The sequence below is a fragment of the Flavobacterium sp. GW823-FHT06G12 genome, from assembly GCF_058794775.1.
The window spans coordinates 514,420-537,360 of the sequence record NZ_JBXAHE010000002.1; the positions used below are offsets into that span (position 1 = coordinate 514,420).

Annotated in this window: 2 protein-coding genes; both read right to left on the minus strand. The window is 36.9% G+C overall.

From position 1 onward, the window contains the following. Positions 1-6: 6 nt before the first annotated feature. Complete coding sequence (locus tag AC1Q5Z_RS09200) at positions 7-18,336, minus strand: T9SS type B sorting domain-containing protein (RefSeq protein WP_492444458.1); 18,330 nt, start codon at positions 18,334-18,336, stop codon at positions 7-9. Positions 18,337-18,456: 120 nt separating this feature from the next. After that, a complete protein-coding gene (locus AC1Q5Z_RS09205) occupies positions 18,457-22,941 on the minus strand; it encodes a PorP/SprF family type IX secretion system membrane protein (RefSeq protein WP_492444460.1) in 4,485 nt (1,494 codons plus the stop codon).

Consider the following 22,941-nt stretch of genomic DNA (forward strand, 5'->3'; position numbering starts at 1 on the left):
ATTTTGTTATCTGTATAAAGTGAAATGTCCAACAAACTCTCTAGGATCTTTTGGATCGTTTAGTTTAAGAACGTACCAGTAATCTCCTGTTGGCAATTCATTTCCATGGTATCTACCATCCCATTTACCATTTACACGGTATTTGGCAACAACTCTACCATATCTGTCATAAATATCGAACGTTAATTCTTTGTACGCTAATGCACCACAATCTGGACCAATAGTATCATTTTGTCCGTCACCGTTTGGAGTAAAGTAGTTTGGCATACAGAAATCATAGAATGTTCCATGAACTGTTATTGTTTTCTCACAACCATTTTTATCTCTAACGATAACTACATAATCACCCGTTTTATAGATTCTATAACTGTTAGATGATGTAAATGACTCTCCATTGAAACTGTACTCGTAAGGAGCAACTCCACCTGTAGCTTGAACCACAATTGTGTTGATGTCTTTACTTTGGTTTGTAATGTCTATTAAGCCAAGTTCTGCAACTGCGTTAACAGTAAATATTGGCGTTGGCACTTCACATCCGTTAGTATGTCTTGCAACGATGAAGTGATCACCAGCAGGAACATTTGTAAAGATGTTACTTGGCTGGAATGTTCCATTGTTATCAAGAGAATAATCTACATCTGTTGGGTCTGTAATAGAGGCATCAATAGTTACTATTACCATGTTTGCCTGTGAGTTGTTCACACAGTCATACGTTACCTCAGCAACTGGATTAAGCGTTACTGGCAATGGTACACTAACTTCTACTTCTTGAGGACAGTTTCCGCCGTCTTTCACAAATACTGTATAAACACCTCCCGCAAGATTTTCAAACGTATGTTGTGTTCCTGTAACCGGTTGGTAAGTACCATTAATATCATTTAAACTAACTAAATAAGGAGGCGTACCACCCGCAATGTCAATTGTAAATGCTCCATTAAGTTCTCCGGCACATTCTTCTGGCATAGTCATTCCAGGAGTTTCGGCAACTGAAAGTGGTGCTGTAGGTTGTTTAACCTCAACTACTTCAGTATCATAACATCCATGTTCATCCATTGCAATAACTGTATAGAAACCAGCTTTCAATTTCTCAAAAATGTTACTGTCAAAGTATTGATCGTTTCTTGGTGAAATAGAGTATTTATAACTTCCTGTTCCACCTTTACCGATTACTTCAATTGTTCCATCATTTCCACCAAAACATTTCACTGCTGTTGGAATAAATTCAGCTGAGAATACTTCTTTTGGCTGATCGATATTAACATCTTCTGGTAAAGTTTCGCAATCACCACTCTTCACAATTACTTTATAATCACCAGCTAAAAGCTTATCGAATCTACCATCTGACTGTGGTCCTTTTAATATGTTTCCGGCACCGTCTAGTAAAGTATATTGATAGTTTCCTAATCCTCCTGAAGCATTTGCCACAATTACACCACTTGGATCTTCACGACATAAAACTACAGCATTAGATATATCCAAATTAGCTTTCAATGGCTCAAGCGGGTCAATTGTAATTTCGTTAGAAACAAAATCAACACATCCGTTTGCATCTTTCACATAGTACTTGTATGCACCTGGAGCAACATCAAACGAAACAGAACTTGTAAAAGGAACTGTTGAGTATGTTACATCGTCACTACTATAAGTGTAAGGAGGTGTACCACCAGTAGCACTTAAAGTAAGTTGAGTCTGTGTAAGACAAGTCATTTTTCTAGTTTCAGCCAAACTTGGTTTAACTTCAGTAGGCTCATTAATTGTTATTGGAGCTGACTCGCCAACACAATTGAATCCATCAGTTACAGTTATCGTATAAGTTCCTGCTCCTAAACCAGCAAATGATGGTGTATTCTGAGGTCCTGAAGATCTTACAGGAGTAACTGAAGTAGTATTTAAAGTATATAAATAATTACTACCCTGTCCGCCTGTAACCGAAGTCGCAGTAATAGTCGCGCTCATATCTCCATTACATAATAATAATGTTTTGTCTGCCGAAGCTGTAACCACAATTGGTGTTGGAACTACTAAAGTAACTTGATCGGTATCAATACAGCCACCAGCATCTTTAACAGAAACTGTATACAATCCTGCTTTTAATCCTGTGAATACGTTTTGAGCAGAAAAATCTACTGTTACTGGACCATCTAATTTATATAGATAATCACCTGGCCATCCACCTTGAGCGCTTATACGGATTTCTCCATCATCATTACCTGTTACACAAGTAATGTCTTTTTTAGACGCTAGAATTTCTAATTCTGTAGCTGGACCCTCAATGTTAAATTCAGTTTGAACGTCACAGAAAGGAGAACCTACTAATGTTGCCACAACAGTATACTTACCTCTTTTCAGATTCGAAAGTTTTAATTCTGTTGTTGTAGTTGACCCTCTTAGAATCGTTCCAGATTCATGTGTAATCACATAATCAAATCTACCAGCATCATCTTTTGGAGTTGGAATATTATCAACTAATGTCAACGTAATTGCTCCATCTTCATCACTATAGCAAGTAAGGTTTTTAATTTCAGAAGCTACAAATTTGAATGTGTTTGGTTCGTTAACAATATAGATTTTTTCAACACTACATCCTGTTACCGGATTAGTCACAACAATTTTATAATTACCTACTTTCAAATCATTCCATGATCCATTTACACTTGGTGTAAGAGGATATGTATTACCATCTATTCCAACAATAGTATAATCTAAAGCTGGCAATGTTCCTGTTGTAGCGATCGCAGTTACTTGAATAGCTTCATCGTTTTTACAAGTAATTTGCGTAGCAGCAATTTTCAGATCAGCAATTCCAATGTAAGGATCGATTGTTACTGTAGCGTAAGTACCCTGACATCCTTTAGAATCAAATACATTCACGATATAGTCACCACCTAAATAATCAGATTCGGTATATGTGTTTCTATCATCATTTTGTACCTGAACTCCATCTCTCATGAATTGATATCTGATATAAGTGCTAGAACCACCTGTTACAGAACCTGCCGCTACTGTAATTGTAGCGTTACCAGCATTGTTTGTTCCTGCAGAACATAGGTATTGTGTTACTATAGGTTTAGCAACAACCACTGACTGTGGCTGACCAACTGTAGCTGGTGCAGTTGCAAAACATCCTCTTCCTGAAGTTACCGTTACAACATAATTACCAAATGGTAAGTCGTTGAAGAACGGAGATTCCTGAGGTAATCTGTTTTCTGGTCCGGCAAGACTGTACATGTAAACAGGATTATCATTTGATGTTGCAATTGTTACTGAGATGCTACCATTAGCATAACCATTACAAGATGTAGGAGTCGCTGTTGCAACAATACCTGTAACATCAGTTGGCATATCTATTGTTTCTTCAATCTCTACCTCACAATTTGTATTAACATCTCTTACTCTAAAAGTATATTTTATTCCAGGAGCTAATCCTATAAATACCGGACTTGTACTTGTATTTGTCCAATTATCTCTTGTGTAGACATAACTTGGCATTGGCACTTTTCCGCCAGAAGCGAATAAAGTGATTGTACCATCGGCAGCTTTACAAGTAGGCACTTTTGTAACCTCTGCACGTAACGCAAGAGGCTCATAAATTGTAACTGGAGCCGGAGCTGTTGTTGTACACTTATTAGCATCTCGTACAGTTACTGTATAATTTCCTGGAGCAGTAACTGTAAAGAAACTAGCGCCTTGGAACTGTACTCCGTCTAAACTATATTCTAGAGTACCAACACCATTTGCAGTAACGTCGATTCTGTATCCTGCAGCATTATAACATTGACTCGCAACCGCAACATTTGTAATTGCAGGTTTTGGATCTAATGAAATATTTACTGTTTTAAACTTAGGACAACCGTTACCATCTTTTACGTAAACATCGTACGAATCAAACAACGGTGCAATTTTAGTTGTTGCAAATGTTTTAGTGTTTGAAGATGAATATTGACCCGCTGTTGGAACTGTTCCTGCTGGTACGAAAGCAAATGTAAATCCTGATCCAGGAGTTCCACCTACAATTGTAGAAGCATCAGCAGTAATAACTGCTCCAGTTGTCCAACAATTTTGGTTTTTAACATCAACTACCATAGTAGTTAGATCTAGTACTGGCGGTTCAGTGATGTTTACATCAGCAGATGTAATATCACAGAATGGATAAGCCGTCTCAGTAATTACTACTGTATACTTAGCTCCCGCAGAAAGTCCGAAAGGAATTGTAAACGGATTTGCTGTTGCAGTAGTTCCAGATCCAGAAGCACCTGTAACCGCTACTCCATTGTTGTAAACCTGATAGGTATATGGACCGCTGTAATCTACAATATTAAATGTGATTTTACCATCGCTTAAACCATTACAAGAAACTGACGAAGAAGCATTTGCAATAACTTTAGCAGTATTGAATACTGGCACTTCGTAAGGATCAGTTGTAATAGAACATGATGTTGTCAAGTCAGTTATTTTAAACTGATAGAAATGACCAACAGTTGGAGCTAGATAACTAAATGTATTTCCAGTCACAGCATATGGACCGCCGCTTAATAAAACACCATCCTGATATACTTCGTATTGGAAGTTTGCCGGACTTGCTCCGCCATTGATTACAACATCAATAACTTCACCAGCATTATTACAAGCTGCTCTTCTTCCTTGTGTAACTGTAGGTTTTTTCAATATTGGGAATGGATCCACAGTAATCTGAACTTCAGCAATACATCCGTTTTTATCTCTAACATAATATGTTAGGGTTTGAACATTTTGGTTATCAACTACCGTAAATGTATTACTTGTTTCCCATTTTGTTTTGTTATTACTATAAGTATAATCTCCTACTAAACCTGTACCTGTACCAAATTTACCAGTAACAGTAACAATCGTCTCGTTAATACTTGTTCCTGTACAAGTAAACTTTGTAGCCGAAGCTTCTGCCACTACTGCAATTGGAGGGTTAATAACAACGGTTGTTGGAGCGTCACACAATCTGTCAGATGTAACATTTACAGCATAAGTACCAGCACTTAATCCTGTAAACAACGGATTGTTTACTTGTGTTAATACTAAACCAACTGTAGGTGCCGTACGCTGAACAGTGTATGTGTAAGGCGGGTTATCATTACTTGTTGGTAAAGTAAACAAGATAGAACCATTATCAACATTTCCTTGTGTTCCTGAACAATATGGAGATGTTGGTGTTGCAGTAAACGTAACTGCAGTTGGCGCTACCATAGTCACTGTACTAACTGGAGTTGGACAGTTATGAGCATCATACACTACAAAATCGTATGTACTTGTAAGAGGAGAAACAACTGTATAATCAGAATATGTTCCGTTTACAAATGCAATTGGAGCAGAAGCTGCACCACCATTTATGGCTACAGTATAGCTATAAGGCGCATATCCACCAGATGCTTTTACTCTAATTGTACCTTCAACTGTACCCGTACAGAAAATATCTTTTGTTTTTTCTGCTGAAGAATAAAGCTGTCCTTCAATTGTAGTAATCGAAGTAGTACCAGTACATCCAAATTTATCTCTAACTGTAAATGTATAATCTCCAGGAGTTAAATCAGTGAATATATTATTATTAATTTGCCATGTCTGACCACCATTAATACTATAATCATAAGTATCTGTTGGCAATGCAAAAGGCGATGTAGATGAAGCAATTACCACAATAGTTGCTTTATCAGCATTTGTATAACAATAATCTGTTGTAGGGTCGATACTAGCTGTTGGAGGAACCGGTGTACTTAAATTAAATGAATCAGTCACCTCACAACCATTAGCGTCTTTTACAGAAACTTTATAAGATCCTGCTGGTCCTACTTGATTAAGATTATCAAACTTACCATTTTTGTTTGTTACAACTGTTAAGTCTGGCTGCGTCAAAGTATAGGTATAATCACCCCAACCATCTTTAGCAGTTATTACTACAGCTCCTAAAGTAGTACAACCTAATGGTGTAACAACTAACGGATCTAAAGCTAAAGCCGCAGTTGGTTTTTTGATAATTACCGGATTTGAAATCGAAGGACATTTTGGATGACCCGTTTCTTGAATGTGTACTGTATAATTATTTCCTGCAGGTAATCCGAAAGGAATTACAAACGGATTTGAAGTTGCAGTATCGTGAGAACCGCTTGCTCCAACTCCAACTACTGCAGTTAGACCATCAAAAATTTGATAATCGTATGCACCAGAATACCCAGCAATATTGATTTGAATTGTTCCATTATTTTCTGATATACATTTTACATCAGAAGCCGTAGTAGCTGTTACGCTAATAAGATCGAATAAAGGAACCTCATAAATGTTAGTTAAAATCTCACAACCTGTTTCATTATCAATAATTTTAAACTGGTACTTACTACCCGCTGTTGTAGCATTATAAGTATATGGTGTTCCAGCAGAATTTGTAAGAGTTGTATAACCAGCTCCGTCAATTGAAACTTGATAAGTGAAATCAGCTGGAGTGGATCCTCCAACTACATCAATTTGAATTACCTCTCTACCATTTTGACAATCAATTTGAGATCCTGCTAAAGGAGATCTCTTAGCTGTAGCTGAAATTAATTTTGGTAGTGGGTCTAATGGTGCAACTAAACCACTTGTCTCATAAATACATCCATTAGCATCTTTCACCCAATAATGAGGGTTTTGAACACTTCCTGTATCAGATAATTCAAATGTGTAATTATCGTCAGCTGGTGTACTATTACTTGTAAAATAATTAGTACCGTCTTTACTGAAAGTAAATGTACCAGTTCCTGTACCACCAGCAGCTGCTACAACAACTGTAGTTGTAGTAGGGTCAACTGCACAACTAAATGGTGTTGCAGTAGCGGTTGCATAAACCGCACTTGGAGCAGGTACATTAGCAGGCACCTCAAATTCACAGCCTCTAGAAGAAATAACTTTAACTGTATAATCTCCTGCAATTAAACCTGTAAAATAATTACTATCCTGTGTAATAGCAGGTCCTGCTGGTAAAACAGGTGTCAGAATAAATTTATAATCCGGATTGTCATTAACAGCTCTTAAGTTAACCGTAAGAGTTCCGTTATTGTTTGTTCCTTGTGTTCCGTTACAATCAACAGCAGTTGTTGTAATATCTCCTGGAACTAAATCTACAAGAGTTGGTACAAGTAAATCAACAATAACTGATTTAGAACAATTTGTGTTTAAATCTCTTACTGTTACAGTATAATTACCCGCTGCCTGACCTACAAATTTTGGATTGTTAATTTGCACAACATCTACTGTCGCTACAGTATTATTTTTTAAAGTGTATTCAAAATTATTTGGTGCAAATCCGCCAGTTACAACAGCAGTAATTGTACCGTCAGCATCTCTACATGTAGGGTCTATAGTAAATTTAGCTTTGATGTCTAAAGGTACAGCAATAGGGTTTAATGTTACTTTATTACCACAACCATTAAAATCTCTAACTTCTACAGTATGATTTCCTGAATGAAGATTAGATATAGAAAATGGTGTTGCAGGCATAGGAACAAAATCAAAACCATCTAAACTATAAGTATATGGAGCAATACCGAATGTTGTCATATCAACATCGATTACAAAAGAGTCTTCCTCAGCACAAACACTGTTTACAACAGCTGTTATTACTGGAGTTGGATCTAATTTCACTTCAACAAACTCTACCTGAATACAGCCATTTGCATCTTTTACATAAACTAAATAGTGACCCCATTCTTTATTAAAAGTACTTCCTGTATGAAGAGCTGGGTCGAAAGAAGCAGAAAGCGCAGCATCTGTCACTGGTTTATCTGAACCGTCAATTACACCAGCCACACCTGTATCTGGGAAAATTTGATATAAATAAGGCGCTGGAACTGTAATAGTTTTTGTAGGATCTGATGGATCAACGACTACTTTAGTAACCGTTCCTCCTTGTCCAAAAGCTTCAATTATACCTTGATCAGTTCCACAATTATCATTTTTAGGAGAACTAACCTTTAATGTTAAAGGAACAACTGATTCACTTATTGTAAAAGTTTTAGACGTATTCATACAAACTACAGTTGAAGTATTATCCAATTCTGTAAATAAGATATAATATGTCCCTGGAACCAGTGGTCCTACATTTGTTGCCGAATTAGTTGGTAATGTCACTGTACCCCCAACTGCAGGAGTAACTAATGTATTACTTTGCGAATTGTAAACTTCGTATTTAACTGTTTCTGTTGTTGGTTTTGTACCCGTGAACGTGAATGAAACATTTCCATTACCAGCTCCCTGACATGTTACATTAGCTGGTGTTACAGCAATATTTAAATTAGAAGAAGTCAATGTTGGTGCTTCTGCTTGTTTAAAGAAATAACAGTCTGTTGTTACGTCATAAACGATGAACGAATAAGTAACCCCTGGTAATAAACCGTTAAAAGTCGATTGTGTATATTCAGGATCTGCAGGATTCGTTGAATCTGAATCTTGGTATGATCCTGTATTATCAGCGTATTTATATGGCGGCGTAGAAGCTGAATTGATTGGATAAAGAGCAAAATGATAAGGCCCTCCAATAATCGGCGTATTTACAGTCACAACAAGACTTGCTGTTGTACATGACGCTGTTCCTGCTTTAACCTCAATTTTTAAATCTTCTGGTTTTGATGCCATCGAGATTGTTTTGGTAACTGAACAGCCGTTTTTATCAGAAACCGTTAATTCATAAATACCAAAATTTAAAATATTAAAAGTATAATCACCTCTAACGTCTGAAATTGCATGATCAGCAACTTGCGTCGGTTCTCCAACGTTATTTGTCAAAGTATAAGTAAATGGCCCGAATGGAGCTGTATCGCTTGAACCTCCAACAAAATCCTTAACTGTAATAGATCCGTAAGATACACCGCTACCACTTGAGTCACAAGTCATAGGCTTAACATCTATATCGAATACAATTTTCTTTGGTTCTTCAATAGTTGTCGTTTTCTCAAGATAACAACCTTTATCATCTGTTACTCTTACTGTATAATCACCAGCTGGAAGACCAGTAGTTTGTGCACCATAAGAGGTAGAAGTTGTTGTATTGTAAACAGAGATTGTATAAGGAGATACTCCTTTTGTCTTGTCAATTGTTACTGTAATAGAACCCGTTGCATCTCCGTTACATAAAATAGTTGAATTAGGAGTTAATGTAAAATCAGGATCTGTTCTTGGTCCTACAACAACTGTAGATGTAAGACTACATTTAGCATCTGACGCATCTGTTAACGTAAATATATAAGTTGTATTTCCAACTTGCGGAGGATCTACAGGATCTGTATAAGTAAAAGTTGTACCTGTTACTGGTATAACAGTTGGATCTAATGTTCCATTTTTAGTTACAGTATAAGAATAATTAAGTTTTCCACCAGAAACAATACCTTTTATCTCAGTATTCTGAGTAAGACAGTTTGCTGATTTGCTTAAAGTAGCATTGAATTTCAATTCAGATTCAATATCTATTGCTGACAATGGTAAAATACAACCCGTTGCCATATCTTTTACTTTAACATTATACCTTCCTGGCTCCAAATTAGGGAAAGTACCACTACTTTGATAAACACCATCATTGATATTGTACATGTAAGTAGGAGACGGAACTGTAGGTGTAACTACAATTGTCGCTTTACCAACTGAATCATAACATAAATCTGAAGCTGTTAAATCGATACTCGCGCTTGGCAATACTTTTGCATCAACAGTAAATGTATCTGTAACAGTACATCCGCTTCCATTTAAATCTGTAACAGAAATACCATAAGTACCTGACTGAGTTATATTGGCAAAAGTTGAACTTGGCTGAGGACCAACTAAAGTTCCGTCAGGTTGAGTTAATGTATATCTATTGTTACCCCAACCTCCAGTTGTATTAATAACTACTTTACCATTGTTTGGTGAACAAGTGATAGGAGTAATTGTTGGCGTTATAAGAGCCAATGGATCTTTCGGCTCTTTAACTTCAAGAACCTTTGTTGCGTAACAAGTTGTTGTTGAGTTTGTAACTCTAAATGTATAAGTATCTGCAGGTAATCCTACATAATCAATAACATTTCCTGTTTTTGAAGATTGAATAATTGGTACAAGTGCATTTACGCTGTTTCTTAGTTCATAAGTGTATGTAGCACCTACATTACCAGAAACTGTAAAACTAAGTTTACCATCTGATGCACCTTTACAAATTACATTTGAAATCACTGAACCGTTGGCAATCGGTAATTCAACTTTTTCAATTGTATAATCGCCAGTCGTTGTACATTTATTAGCATCTGTAACTTTAAAAGAGTAGTTACCTGGAGCTAAATCTTTAAATACATAAGACTGAGCCGTTACACCTGTTGCAACAGCAACTGCCGGAGCTGGAACTGCATCTGTAGATGTAATTTCAACTCTAAATGGTCCTACACCTCCTGAATAAGATACTGTTAAATCTGTATCTAATTGTGTAGCCATACAAGAAATAACATTGGCTTGTGAAAAAGCCATATTTGACGGCGGATTTAATGTATTAACGACAGGTGAAACCGGAATTCTGTAAGGGCAATTATTTGCATCGAATACATCTACTGTAACTGCACCAGGAGTGCTAGTCGTGTAAGTATTTGATGTTCCTGCTGGTAAAACTCCGTTAAAACTATATCTGTATTTATCTGTTCCGCTATATGGTGTTCCTGGCAATAATACCGTAACTGTAATAGTAGCAGCTTGTGTAGCGTTTGATGTTCCACAACTTAAAGCTGTAGTAAGATCAGCTTTAGCTGTTAATTGTGGCGGGTTTGAAACAGTCGTTTTTGCTGTTACAAACTGACATTTTTTCGCATCCGTAACTCTAAACCAGTAATCTCCAGCCGTAGCATTAGAATATGTTTTACTAGTCATGGTAGTAAATGGTCCTGTATCAGAAACTGTAGAAACTTCATAAGTATATGGCGGTAGACCTAAACTAGCGTTTACAATGATAGAACCATCATTTCCATTATAACAAGTAGGATTTGTTGGTGTAGTTGTAGCTGTTGGAGTTACTCTCGCAGCGATATTTTGCGTTACAGTAGTTCTACATCCTTTACTGTCAAAAATTTCAAATTCATAAGTTGCAGCTGCAGCACCTGTAGTTGTTTGGTACGTAAATGTAGTCGCACCAGCTGCTACTGGAATATTAGAACCACTAAATCCGCTGCCATTTGTACTTACTCTATAGCTATAATCTGGATAACCATCTTTTATAGAAACTTCAATAACTGCATTTGGATTTGTAGCATCACAAGTTAAATCTTTTACTAAAGGATTTAATTTCGCTGATATTGGTGCATTAATTGTTGGCACTGTTAAATCAGTATAACATCCTGTAGAAGTATCAGTAACTCTAATTTTATGAGTAATTCCTGGAGTTACTCCTGTAAAAGTACCAGTATTTTGAACAGCACCATTATCTAGAACATACGTATAATTAGGAGCACTGTTAGGCGATACTACAATTTTTGCTCCAGTTCCTACAACACAAAAATCTGAGTTTGAAACATCAATGCTCGCAGTAGGATTAACTTTATCATTAATAGTAAAAGTTCCTGTTACAGTACAACCATTTAAATCTTTTACAGAAACAGAATAAGCACCAGCATTTAAATTAGAAAATACATTTGTCGTTGTTTGAACAATCGCTGATCCTGCTGGAGATGTAGGTGTAACTGTATATTCATAAGTTCCCCAACCTCCAACTACATTAATTGTTGCTTTTCCTTTATTATCACAAGTTACGTGTACTAATGTTGATGGATTTAATACCAATGCAGCAGGTGGTGCCGCAATCGTAACCGATTGAGATTGTGGACAATTTGTAACTGTATTTGTTACTACAATTGTATGAAGTCCTGGACTTAAATTTGGTACAGAAATTTCAAATGAACTTCCGGTTGGTGGAGTAGTTAATCCTGTCACTGCTGGCAATGCATCTACTTTATAACTGTATCCAGTACCATTACCTAATCCTGTAACAGTAAATATTGCAGAACCATCAGTTGCAGTAGAACAGCTAATATTATTCTGAGATTTTAAAGCTACAGCAAATACTGGTAATGATGGTACATCAAGTATTTTTTCATACACACAGAAATTAGCATCCCTAACTTCAAAAGTATATGTTTTACCTGCTGCCAATCCAGTAAAAGTATTACTAGTTTGGTAAGTAGAAGTACCCGGAGGTACAGGAAGTTTAATTCTATATTCTAAACCTGTTGTAGGTACAGCAACTCCTGCAGCATTAACAACATTTGTAATCGTTACATCTGTTGTATTGCTTGGACATTTTACTGCCGTAGGCGTAAGCGTCATTCCTTTTGGAGGATTCAACGCATTAATAGTTCCAGCAACTTTTGTTATTGGACATGATTTACTATCTGTTGCTGTTACTTCGTAAGTTCCTGCAATAGTTAAATTATTAAATACACCAGTAGTGTTAGTTTCTATAGTTGCACCAGTAGTTGTATTTTTTAATACATAAGTAAAGCCACCGTTTCCGTTACCTGCGCTTGCTGTAATAGTAGCCGCATTAGTGGTACAATTATAAGGCGTTGTAATAGAAGCTGTAAGTGTAACAGCAGCTGGTTGGATTACATAGAATGTATATTGCTGTTGACATCCTAAGGCATCTTCAACAATATAAGTATATTTAGTACCGGCACCAACAGAACCTGCTAATGAACCGTAACGAACAGGTGATGTTGTTACTGTTGTAAAAGCTCCTGTACCATTAAATTGGATCTTAAATGGTGCAACACCATTTTGTGGCGTAATATCAATATAACCATCTGCTTTTCCAAAACATGTAACTGGATTTACAGCGTGAGTAGCCGTAACCGGAACTTTAGCAAGCACTTCTTTTTCTACAGTAATAGGACAACCGTTTTTGTCTTTAATAGCAAATACATATGTTGCAGCTGTTGTAGCAGAATAAGAGAATGTTGGACCAGCAGTAGTACCATTATTTACTAGTACCACACCTGTTCCTTTATTTGTAACAGTATAAGTATAAGGTGATGTTCCGCCATCTATAGTAACATCTATAGTAGCATTTGCAGCAGTACCTGTTTTACAAGATAATGGAACACTAATATCAGCTTTCGCTGTGATCGCTTTATTAATAGTTTGACTTGCTGTAAACGCATCACATTTATTAGCATCTAAAATTAAAAACTGGTATGTACCTGTTCCTTTAGCGATATAATCAAAAGTTGACCCGTTAAAAGTTGAACTTGGATCACTGTATGTTACACCTCCATCAGTACTTACTTGATAAGTGTAAGGCTTAAGACCGCCAGATACACTAACTCTAATAGTAGCATTGCTACCATCAAAACACAATCCTACATTAGAAACTATTGATGCCGTTGGTTTACTTGGTGCACTAATAACCAAGTCTTTATTCATCACAACGTTACATCCATTTGCATCAGTACCCGAAACAATGTAAGTTCCAGCAGGAACTTCATTTATTTTCCAAGTCGTAGTTGGGAATGTTTCTATATATGGCGAATTTTTATCTTTAAGTGTAACAACATAATCTGGAGTTCCTCCTGAAACAGTTGCTGTTACAGTTGCCCCTTTACACGTTGCAGCCGATGCACTTGCATTTACTACAAATGCAGTTGGCGATGTAATTGTAGTTGGAATATCGAAACTACAAGAAGATGCATTATTTGCAAAACGTACTTTTACATTATATGTTCCTTCACCTTTATCATCAAAGTTAACTGGAGAAGTCATAGATTTTACCCATGTTGGATTAGTAGCATTTCCATTTAAAGTATAATAGAAACCATTTACAGTATCAAAATTTTTAGCTACAATACTGAAAGTACCATTTTTATCTCCTTTACATTTAACTCCGTTAATTCCTGTTACTTCTGCAGAAAATCCTTGTCCGCTTGGAACTTTAAGAGTTAAAGTTTTGTCCTGCAAACATGATTTTGGTACCTGACGTACCCAAATATCATCGATTACTAAATCGTTTCCATTGAATACTTCACTTCCTGAACGTATCACAAAAGTTAAATTGGTGTTTGCTCCAGGATTTAGTTTAATACTAATTGGCACCCATTTTTTTCTGTCAGGATGATTTAAACCAGGCGCAATTTCTCCTGTATCATCTCTAGCTACAACATTACCTTTAGAATCAATTAATTCAATTCTAATAATTGGAGCCGCACTATTATAAGAAGGCATTAATAAATTTCCTACATAAAAGTCGACAATAACATCCTGATTAGGTATAACATCTGCAATTGGTTTACTGTACAAAATACCATATTTTCCAGCAGCATTACCAACGTTTACTAATAAATATCTACCATCAGGATCTCCAGTGTTAGCTAAATTATTAGGGTTTGTCGTATGATCTTTGAAATGGAACCAAGCACCACTATTATTGCTATTTGGATCGTCATCTCTCCAGAAGAAACTTGCTACTGAGTAAGCATTATCTTCAACAGATCTACTAGGTGTTCCATCTGGATATTTACATAAATAAGGTGGGTCAACTCTTTGGTCATTGAAACAGTATGCCGCTGCAATACCAGGAGCTGTAGTTGGTGGTCCACTACCAAAATCCTCTTTTAGTAAATTACTATAAGTCGGAACAGAAACTAAATTGTACTCTACTTTAATTTTATAATCTCCAACAGGAATATCTTTAAAGATATTAGCCGGAGTATTTGTATTTAAAGTATAAATGTAATTAGAAGGGTTTGCCGGATCTGGCTTCCCTAAATAGTATGAATAGCTATAATTTGGACTTGCATCTGCATTAACCGTTACTGTAGCTGTACCTTCTCCTTTACAATTATAAGTCAAAACAGGATCACTAAATATAGGATCAGCCGGTTTTTCGTCTAAGATAATACCTGACATTGGGAAAATACACCCAGCAGCATCTTTAATATATAATGTAATAGGAGATGAACTCGGATTTATGTAGGCAAAATTATCTGTAATATAATTATTTCCTCCGTCAAAACTATAGCGGTATAAATTTGGTGCAGGAAAAGGTACCCCTCCCTGAGGATTGGTAATTCTAACCATCCCTTGTTTAGTATTCCCTGTCGGGCCACAACCTGATAATTCAGCAACACCTGCAGAAGCAGTCAGTGTAGATGTAGGTCCCGTAATTTTAATAACTTTTTCTGGGTCAGTACAATCTACTCCGTTTATTGTATATTTTACTGTAACCTTATAATCTCCTACAGCTAAGCCCGTTGTTGGTAAAGTTGTATATGCACCACCAGCAACTCCAGCAATACTGTAAGAAACAGTATAACCAGAATCTGCAGGAGAAACTGAAATTGAAATTTCTCCTTCTTTAGTATTGTAACAACTTACATTTTTCGAATTTATAGTAACCGTTGGTTTAGCAATAGGATTAACTGAAAATGTCGGAATTATATATTCACAATCATTACTGTCTACAACACTAATACTGTAGCTACCGCCTGGATTTTTTACAGTAATCTTATTTTCAGAAACAAACGGTTGACCATTTATAGAGTAAGAATATGGTGCTGTCCCTCCTTTAGGATTTATTGTAATTTCTCCATCTGAACATGCCGTTAGTGATTTTACATCATAAGTCGCAGTAAGCGGATCTGGTGCAATTATTTTTACATCGCTTATATTGGTACAACCATCAGATGTTGTTACAGTAAGTGTGTAATCTCCTGCAAGTAAATCGAATATAGCTTTATTACTAGAAACTGGCCCAATAGTCTGAACTGTTGCATTACCTTGTTTAATAACAAAAGTGTAATTTGGATTCGAATTATTTGCCGCAACTTCTACTTTACCTTTACTACCTGCACAAAGAGGTTGTGTTATTACTGTCTTAACATCAACATCTGTTTTTCTAATAAGAATATTTTTAACTACAAAATCACATGGAAACGTAGTTACATTAGTTTGTTTAACATGGACAGTATAAGAACCTTCAGTAGCAATTGGGAATATATTACTTGACTGGTATGCTCCTATAGGTCCATTAGGATCCTTGCTGATGGCATACTCATATCCAGCTGGAACACCTTCAACAGTAATACTACCATTACTTGAACAAATAATATCTTTATGCTTTTCTGTTGGAGTTAATGGGTTTTGATAAACATCAAAATAAAAACGATTGAAACAAACTCCACCTTTATAGGTAACTGTCAATCTATATCTTCCTTTTGCATCTGCAGTATAATCAGGCCCTGATCCTACTTGTTCCCATTTACAAAATTCATTCGGATTTCCTGTACTTGTCAATGATTCGTTTGGACAGTTTTTACCTGTTGACACCGTACAGCTGCCTTCAACAAAACGTTCCCATACTATATTGGAAGCATCCGTGATAGTTGTTTTTATTTCTTTTTTATCGTTACCACCACACAAATAAATGTTTGGAAATGGTTGACCGGTATCGGCACAAATTACTGTTTCACTTGCGAAATCTAACACCGGGTTTTTGCTTGTACTTTTAAAACGAGTTACAACAAAAGATTGAGAAATAGATCTACATGGTGCTTGAGCCAAGTTATACACATAATATGTTCCTTCTTTACTCACAGTAAATGGACTACCTTCACCAATTTTATTGGTCATTTTAGCATCACTATACCATGTGTACTTATCATATCCTTTTGCAGGAATAAGATCTACAGTATCTGTACATAAGGTTACATTTTCAGTATATTCACAACCGTCTACACCTACTAAAAAGTTTGTGGCTTTTGGTGTTACAGCACATCCATCAGTTGAATTAACACTTCCTTGAGGAGCTGTTTCATCGATTGAAAAGCTGGTATTTTCCTTCCCTTTATAAGTAGCAAAAGCCTGGTTGTCGATACTGTTAGAGCAAGCCTCGCTTAGTGAATGACAATCAGGAACGACTTGAACTTTAAAAGAGATTTTACTTACAGTAGGACTATTCTTTGTTATTAATTTAGGATCTGTTACCTCAAAAACAATTTTTCTTGTAACAGGGTCATAAGGTGTTTTAACTATAATTCCATCTGGTAAAGGAAGCAAATCATCTTTTTGATTAAATATAACGTTTATTGGCAACTGGTCAGTAATAACTAATGAAGTTGCATCATCATTACCTTTATTTTGAATCGTAATTTCATAGACTAATTGCTGACCAAGAGTCACATTCTGTCCTCCGATATTCTTCCCGTCTGTGTCTTTTACAATTTTTGTCAGCGCAATCTGAGGAGCGATAACCTCGACGTTAAAAGCATTAAAATAAACACCATAACCATCTCCGCTGGTCGTTAATTTTAAATTAGCTTTAGTATCACCATTTTTAATAATAGCATTTTTGGCATTATTCAATTCAATAATACCCGCATCAAAACCAAGTGTATTTGTACTGGCTGGCTTTCTATTAGGATTAATTCCCGAAAGATCATTAATTACACTACAAAAGAAATTGTTTGTTGCACGCTCTGTAGTATAAACCTGTGTACCATTTATAGAATAAGTATCTCCCGACGTATTTTTATCTCCTTCTAAAGCTGCAAAAGCTAATTTTACTTTTACATTCCCTGTTGGAATCGTTTTAAAACCTGATATACCATACGTCAAATCGGCTCCACCAGCTTTAATCCAGCTAAAACCGTCATAAGCAGTAATATATTTTGCACTTGAGTTTGGATCTTCGTAAATAACAAATAATGACCATCCTGCCGCATATCCTCCATTACTCAAATTACCTCGAGCAGAATTGATATTTGCCGCTGTATATTCTCCTTCAGGATTTTTTGAATCTTTTAAAAGTTGTGTTACATTAGCATAATAAGCATATGGTATTTGGTCACCATTTGTTGTTTTTGGATTATTATTATAATAATCGTAAATTAAAGTTCCTGTAATATTATTATAAGCTGTTTCCTCAGGTAGCTTAAACTTTATATTGCCTAAATCACTTCGCTTTACTGCTTTACTATCTAAAGAACCCTGTGTATAAATACCAGACCAATACAATCCTGCATACACAATATTGTAACATGCTCTACTGGCATCTGGCACTTTTAAAGTCGCAGAACTCGAACTAAAGGTATCGGGATCATTATCAACATCAATGTATTGCATGTTCTCCGAGTTATTATCCGTCTTTCCTGTAAAAGCATCATTTGGGCGCTCATTCGTTTTATTGTTATCTCTATTAACAATATTATTACCAATAAGCATCATATCTCCTCTAATACTTGTGTCAAACCTTGGTGCAAAAGGCACATGATTTTGTCCAAGCATTAGATAACTTTGCAATAAAAACAAAGTCAATAAAATCAATCTTAGGTTAGTAGGCTTTCTCATAATCTTTTTTTTGTTACTTCTGTTTATCCTCTAAGGGGCATTAGCGAATAAAAAAATTTGTATTTGATAACATTTATTTCAAAGTCTCTCTTCCCATTTTAAGAGAGACTAGTGCTTTTACTAATTCTCGACTTTTACGACAGCCATTCTACCGTTGTATGGCTTGTTCCCTTTTGCTTCCAATGCCTTTGTCGCTTCTTGTAAACCGTCGTATTTTTCATAATAGATGTAATACTTACTTGTTGTCACATTATAAAAGAAATTCACATCTGTAAGTCCTGCGGCTACTGCTTTAATTAAAAACTCATCTCGTTTCTCAACACTGTTGTGTACTGCAAGAATCAAATAATATCCGCTATCAGAGTTTTTAATATTTTTAATAATCTGCATATTTGACTGCTCTTCACCAAAATCAAAATCATTTGCTTTTAATGGCGTGCTACTTACTTTTGTTGTCTCTTTTATTCGTTTAAGAGCGGCAATATCTTGTGCATATCTTCCTTCATCATTCTCATAAGCTGCACGTTTAATTCTACGTTTACGCTCAATTTCAGTTCCTGTTTTAATACGCTCTAAATCGGCAATTAAAGCTGCTCCTTCACTTTCCATTTTCAACTGAGCCGCTTTTAATTCGTTTATCTTTTCAAGATAAGCTTTATTCAAAGGATCATCTTTAGGGAACTTTTTAAGCCTATCGTTGTAAAGATTTGTAAGTTTCGCAATCTCATTTTTCATGCTAGCATTTGCATCAGCAATCTGAACTTTCAATGCTTCAATTTGGCTGTTTTCTGCCGCTACACTTTTGAATGGTTTTGGCTCTTTATAAATACCCTTTTCACTTAAATCGTTCTCTTCTTTTAAATCGTTCAAGTCTTTTTGCTTATTCGCAACAGTAGCTTTAAACTGATCTAATAAATCTGTTTGTACTTTACTTGTACTTTCAACAGACTGAGTCAAGTTTTCAATAGCTTTTCCAGTATCATCTTTCGCTTTCGCTGCTAGTGCTGCTGCTGCCGCATCTGCCTTAGCTTTATCTGCTGCTAATTTTGCCTGACGCTCCTCTTCTTCTCTTAACAGCCTAGTTTCTTCTTCAGCCTTTAATTTTTCTGTCGCTTCTGCATCGGCTTTTGCTTTCGCGTCCGCTAGAAGTTTAGCTTGAAGAGCTTCCATATCTGCTTTTGCTTTGGCGTCTGCAGCAAGTTTCGCTTGAAGAGCTTCTGCATCAGCTTTTGCTTTTGCATCTGCCGCTAATTTCGCTTGACGAGTTTGTTCTTCTGCTCTAGCTTTTTCTTCAGCAACTTGTTGTGCTTTTAATGCTTCTGCATCGGCTTTTGCTTTTGCATCTGCTGCCAATTTCGCTTGACGTGCATCTTCCTCTTCTTGTAATTTTTTAGCTTCTGCTTCTGCCTTCGCTTTGGCTGTTGCTTCTGCATCGGCTTTTACTTTTGCATCAGCTAATAATTTTGCTTGAAGAGCTTCCATATCTGCTTTTGCTTTCGCGTCTGCAGCAAGTTTCGCTTGAAGGGCTTCTGCATCAGCTTTTGCTTTCGCATCTGCTGCTAATTTCGCTTGACGAGCTTCTTCTTCCACTCTAGCTTTTTCTTCAGCAACTTGTTTAGCTTGTAATGCTTCTGCATCGGCTTTTGCTTTTGCTTCTGCCGCCAATCTAGCTTTCTCTGCTTCAGCATCAGCTTTAGCTTTCGCATCTGCTGCTAATTTCGCCTGACGAGCTTCTTCTTCTACTCTTACTTTTTCTTCAGCAGCTTGTTTAGCTTGTAATGCTTCTGCATCGGCTTTTGCCTTTGCTTCTGCGGCTAATCTTGTTTTTTCTGCTTCAGCGTCAGCTTTTGCTTTCGCTTCTGCCGCTACTCTTGCTTTCTCTGCTTCTGCATCAGCTTTTGCTTTTGCGTCTGCAGCCAATTTCGCTTGACGTGCATCTTCTTCCTCTTGTAATTTTTTCGCTTCTGCTTCAGCTTTTGCTTTCGCTGTAGCTTCTGCATCAGCCTTCACTCTAGCGTCAGCAATTAATTTAGCTTGTAAAGCCTCCATATCTGCTTTTGCTTTGGCATCTGCAGCCAATCTTGCCTTCTCTGCTTCTGCATCAGCTTGTGCTTTTGCTTCCGCTGCCAATCTCACTTTTTCTGCTTCTGTATCAGCTTTAGCTTTCGCTTCAGCTTCTAATTTTGCTTTTGCCGCTGCCTCTGCATCAGCTTTCGCTTTGGCATCTGCAACAAGTTTAGCTTGAAGTGCTTCTGCATCGGCTTTTGCTTTTGCTTCAGCATCTAATTGTGCTTGGCGTGCTTCTTCAGCTTGTTTTATTTTTAGTGCTTCTGCATCAGCTTTTGCTTTTGCTTCTGCGGCTATAAGCGCTTGTCTTGCCTCTTCATCTGCTTTTGCTTTTGCGTCTGCAGCTGCTTTTTCTTTAAGAGCAGCTTCCTCAGCAAGTTTTGCTTTTAAATCTGCTGCTGCTTTAGCTCTATTTGCAGCATCGATAGACGTTTTAGTCTTAGCCTCTGCAGCTGCTTTTGCTTTAGCATCTGCCGCCAATCTCGCTTGCAATGCATCTGAATCTGCTTTTGCTTTAGCATCTGCCGCTAATATTGACTGCATGTCTGCTGCTTCTGCTTTTGCTTTTGCGTCAGCTTTACGTTTTGCTTCTGCAGCATCGGCTTTCGCTTTATTGTCTGCTATTAATTTTAATCTTGCAGCCTCTGCATCTGCCTTAGCTTTTTCTGCTGCGGCCAATCTAGCTTGTCTTGCAGCTTCTGCATCAGCTTTCACTTTTTCAGCAGCAGCTAATCTTGCTTTTGCTGCAGCTTCTGCATCAGCTCTTGCTTTGTCAGCAGCCAATTGTGCAGCTGTTTTCTGCGGCGCTGGAGCTGCCACTTTTGCGGCTTCTGCTTTTGCTTTCGCAGCTGCTTCTGCATCCGCTTTAGCTTTCGCATCTGCTGCCAATTTCAATTTCATTGCCTCTGCGTCAGCTTGTGCTTTATCTGCAGCTAATTGGGCAGCTGTTTTTTGCGGTGCCGAAGCTGGTTTTGCAGCTTCTGCTTTTGCTTTAGCCGCAGCTTCTGCATCAGCTTTCGCTTTGGCATCTGCAGCCAATTTTAACTTCATTGCCTCTGCATCTGCTTTTGCTTTATCGGCAGCTAACTGAGCTTGTGTTTTCTGTGCTGCTGTTGCTGTTGGCTTATTTGCCACTGCTTGTGCTCTCGCAGCTGCCGCAGCATCTACTCTCGCTTTGTTATCTGCAGCTAATTTTAATCTGCGCTCTTCTGCATCAGCTCTTGCTTTATCAGCAGCCAATTGAGCTTGTGTTTTTTGTGTTGTAGCAACAGCTCTGTTTGCCGTTACAGTTTGTGCTCTCGCAGCAGCTGCGGCATCGGCTTTTGCTTTTGCCTCAGCAGCTAATCTTATTTTAACAGCTTCAGCATCTGCTTTAGCTTTATTGTCTGCTTCTAATTTTGCTTTTGCTGCAGCTTCAGCATCTGCTCTAACTTTCTCGGCTGCTGCCAATCTTGCTTGTTTTGCTTCTGCATCGGCTTTTGCTTTTTCTTCAGCAGCTAATCTGTTCTTTTCAGCAATTTCAGTTCTATTAACTTGAGTTGCTTGAGATTTTGGTTTAGCTGGAACTGGTTTTGGTTTTGAAGGATCAATTAGAGAACCTTCATCGTCATCTCCGTAATAGTAATTTCTATTTTTGAATTTGTAGGCAATAGCAAATTCATGAGAACCGCCCAAATTAGAGAAATTGCCCATTCCTCTTTCGTAATTGTATTCAATAGCAATGCTTGGAGAAATATTAACCCCAAGTCCTGCAGAAACTCCATACAATGTATTATAGCCTAATTGTGCCCAAACTCCTTGCTGAAGTGCTAGCATTCCTAGACCTGAAATAACTGTTTTATCTTTTTTAATTTCTGTTCTAACAATTCCAGAAAATTTACTTCTGTCAAAAAAACCATAACTGTCAATGTATCCCGTGTACATGGCGTGCAATTGAATCGCTCTTTCTGGATCTTCTTTTACCATTCCTGATCCAAAATTGTAAAGCACTAAATTGTTAATCGCTACTCCGAAATCAAAAAAAGTAGTACCATAGTTAATCCCTGGATTTACCGTTAAAAGAGTACTTTTTGGAAAATCTCCAGTTAGAATACTTGAATCATCTGATATAATTTTTCCTGTATTAAGACCGCTTTGATAAATTCCCGCATTTAAACCAAAAGTCAAATTACTATCTTCTTCCAGAACGATATTATGAGCGAAATTGGCAATTCCTCCAAAAACAGTCATAAGACCATAATTTTGTTGAAATAGACCAACAGCAAATGCTTCGTTTTCTCTAAAACGTCCTGAATAAGTAGCAAAATACGTTTGTGGGTTATTCTCAAATTGAACCCATTGCCTTTTGTTATAGAAACTTACATATGGATTTGATTCTCTAACAAAGCTGAATGTTGGGTTAATTATATATCTATTAAACTTTAAAGAATTTCTGATAGGTAATGAAAACGAAACAACTCCATCCTCGCTAGCGCTTTGAGAATAGAGTACATTTGATAAACCGTAAAATAAAGTGATGAATAGTAAAAGTTTCTTCAT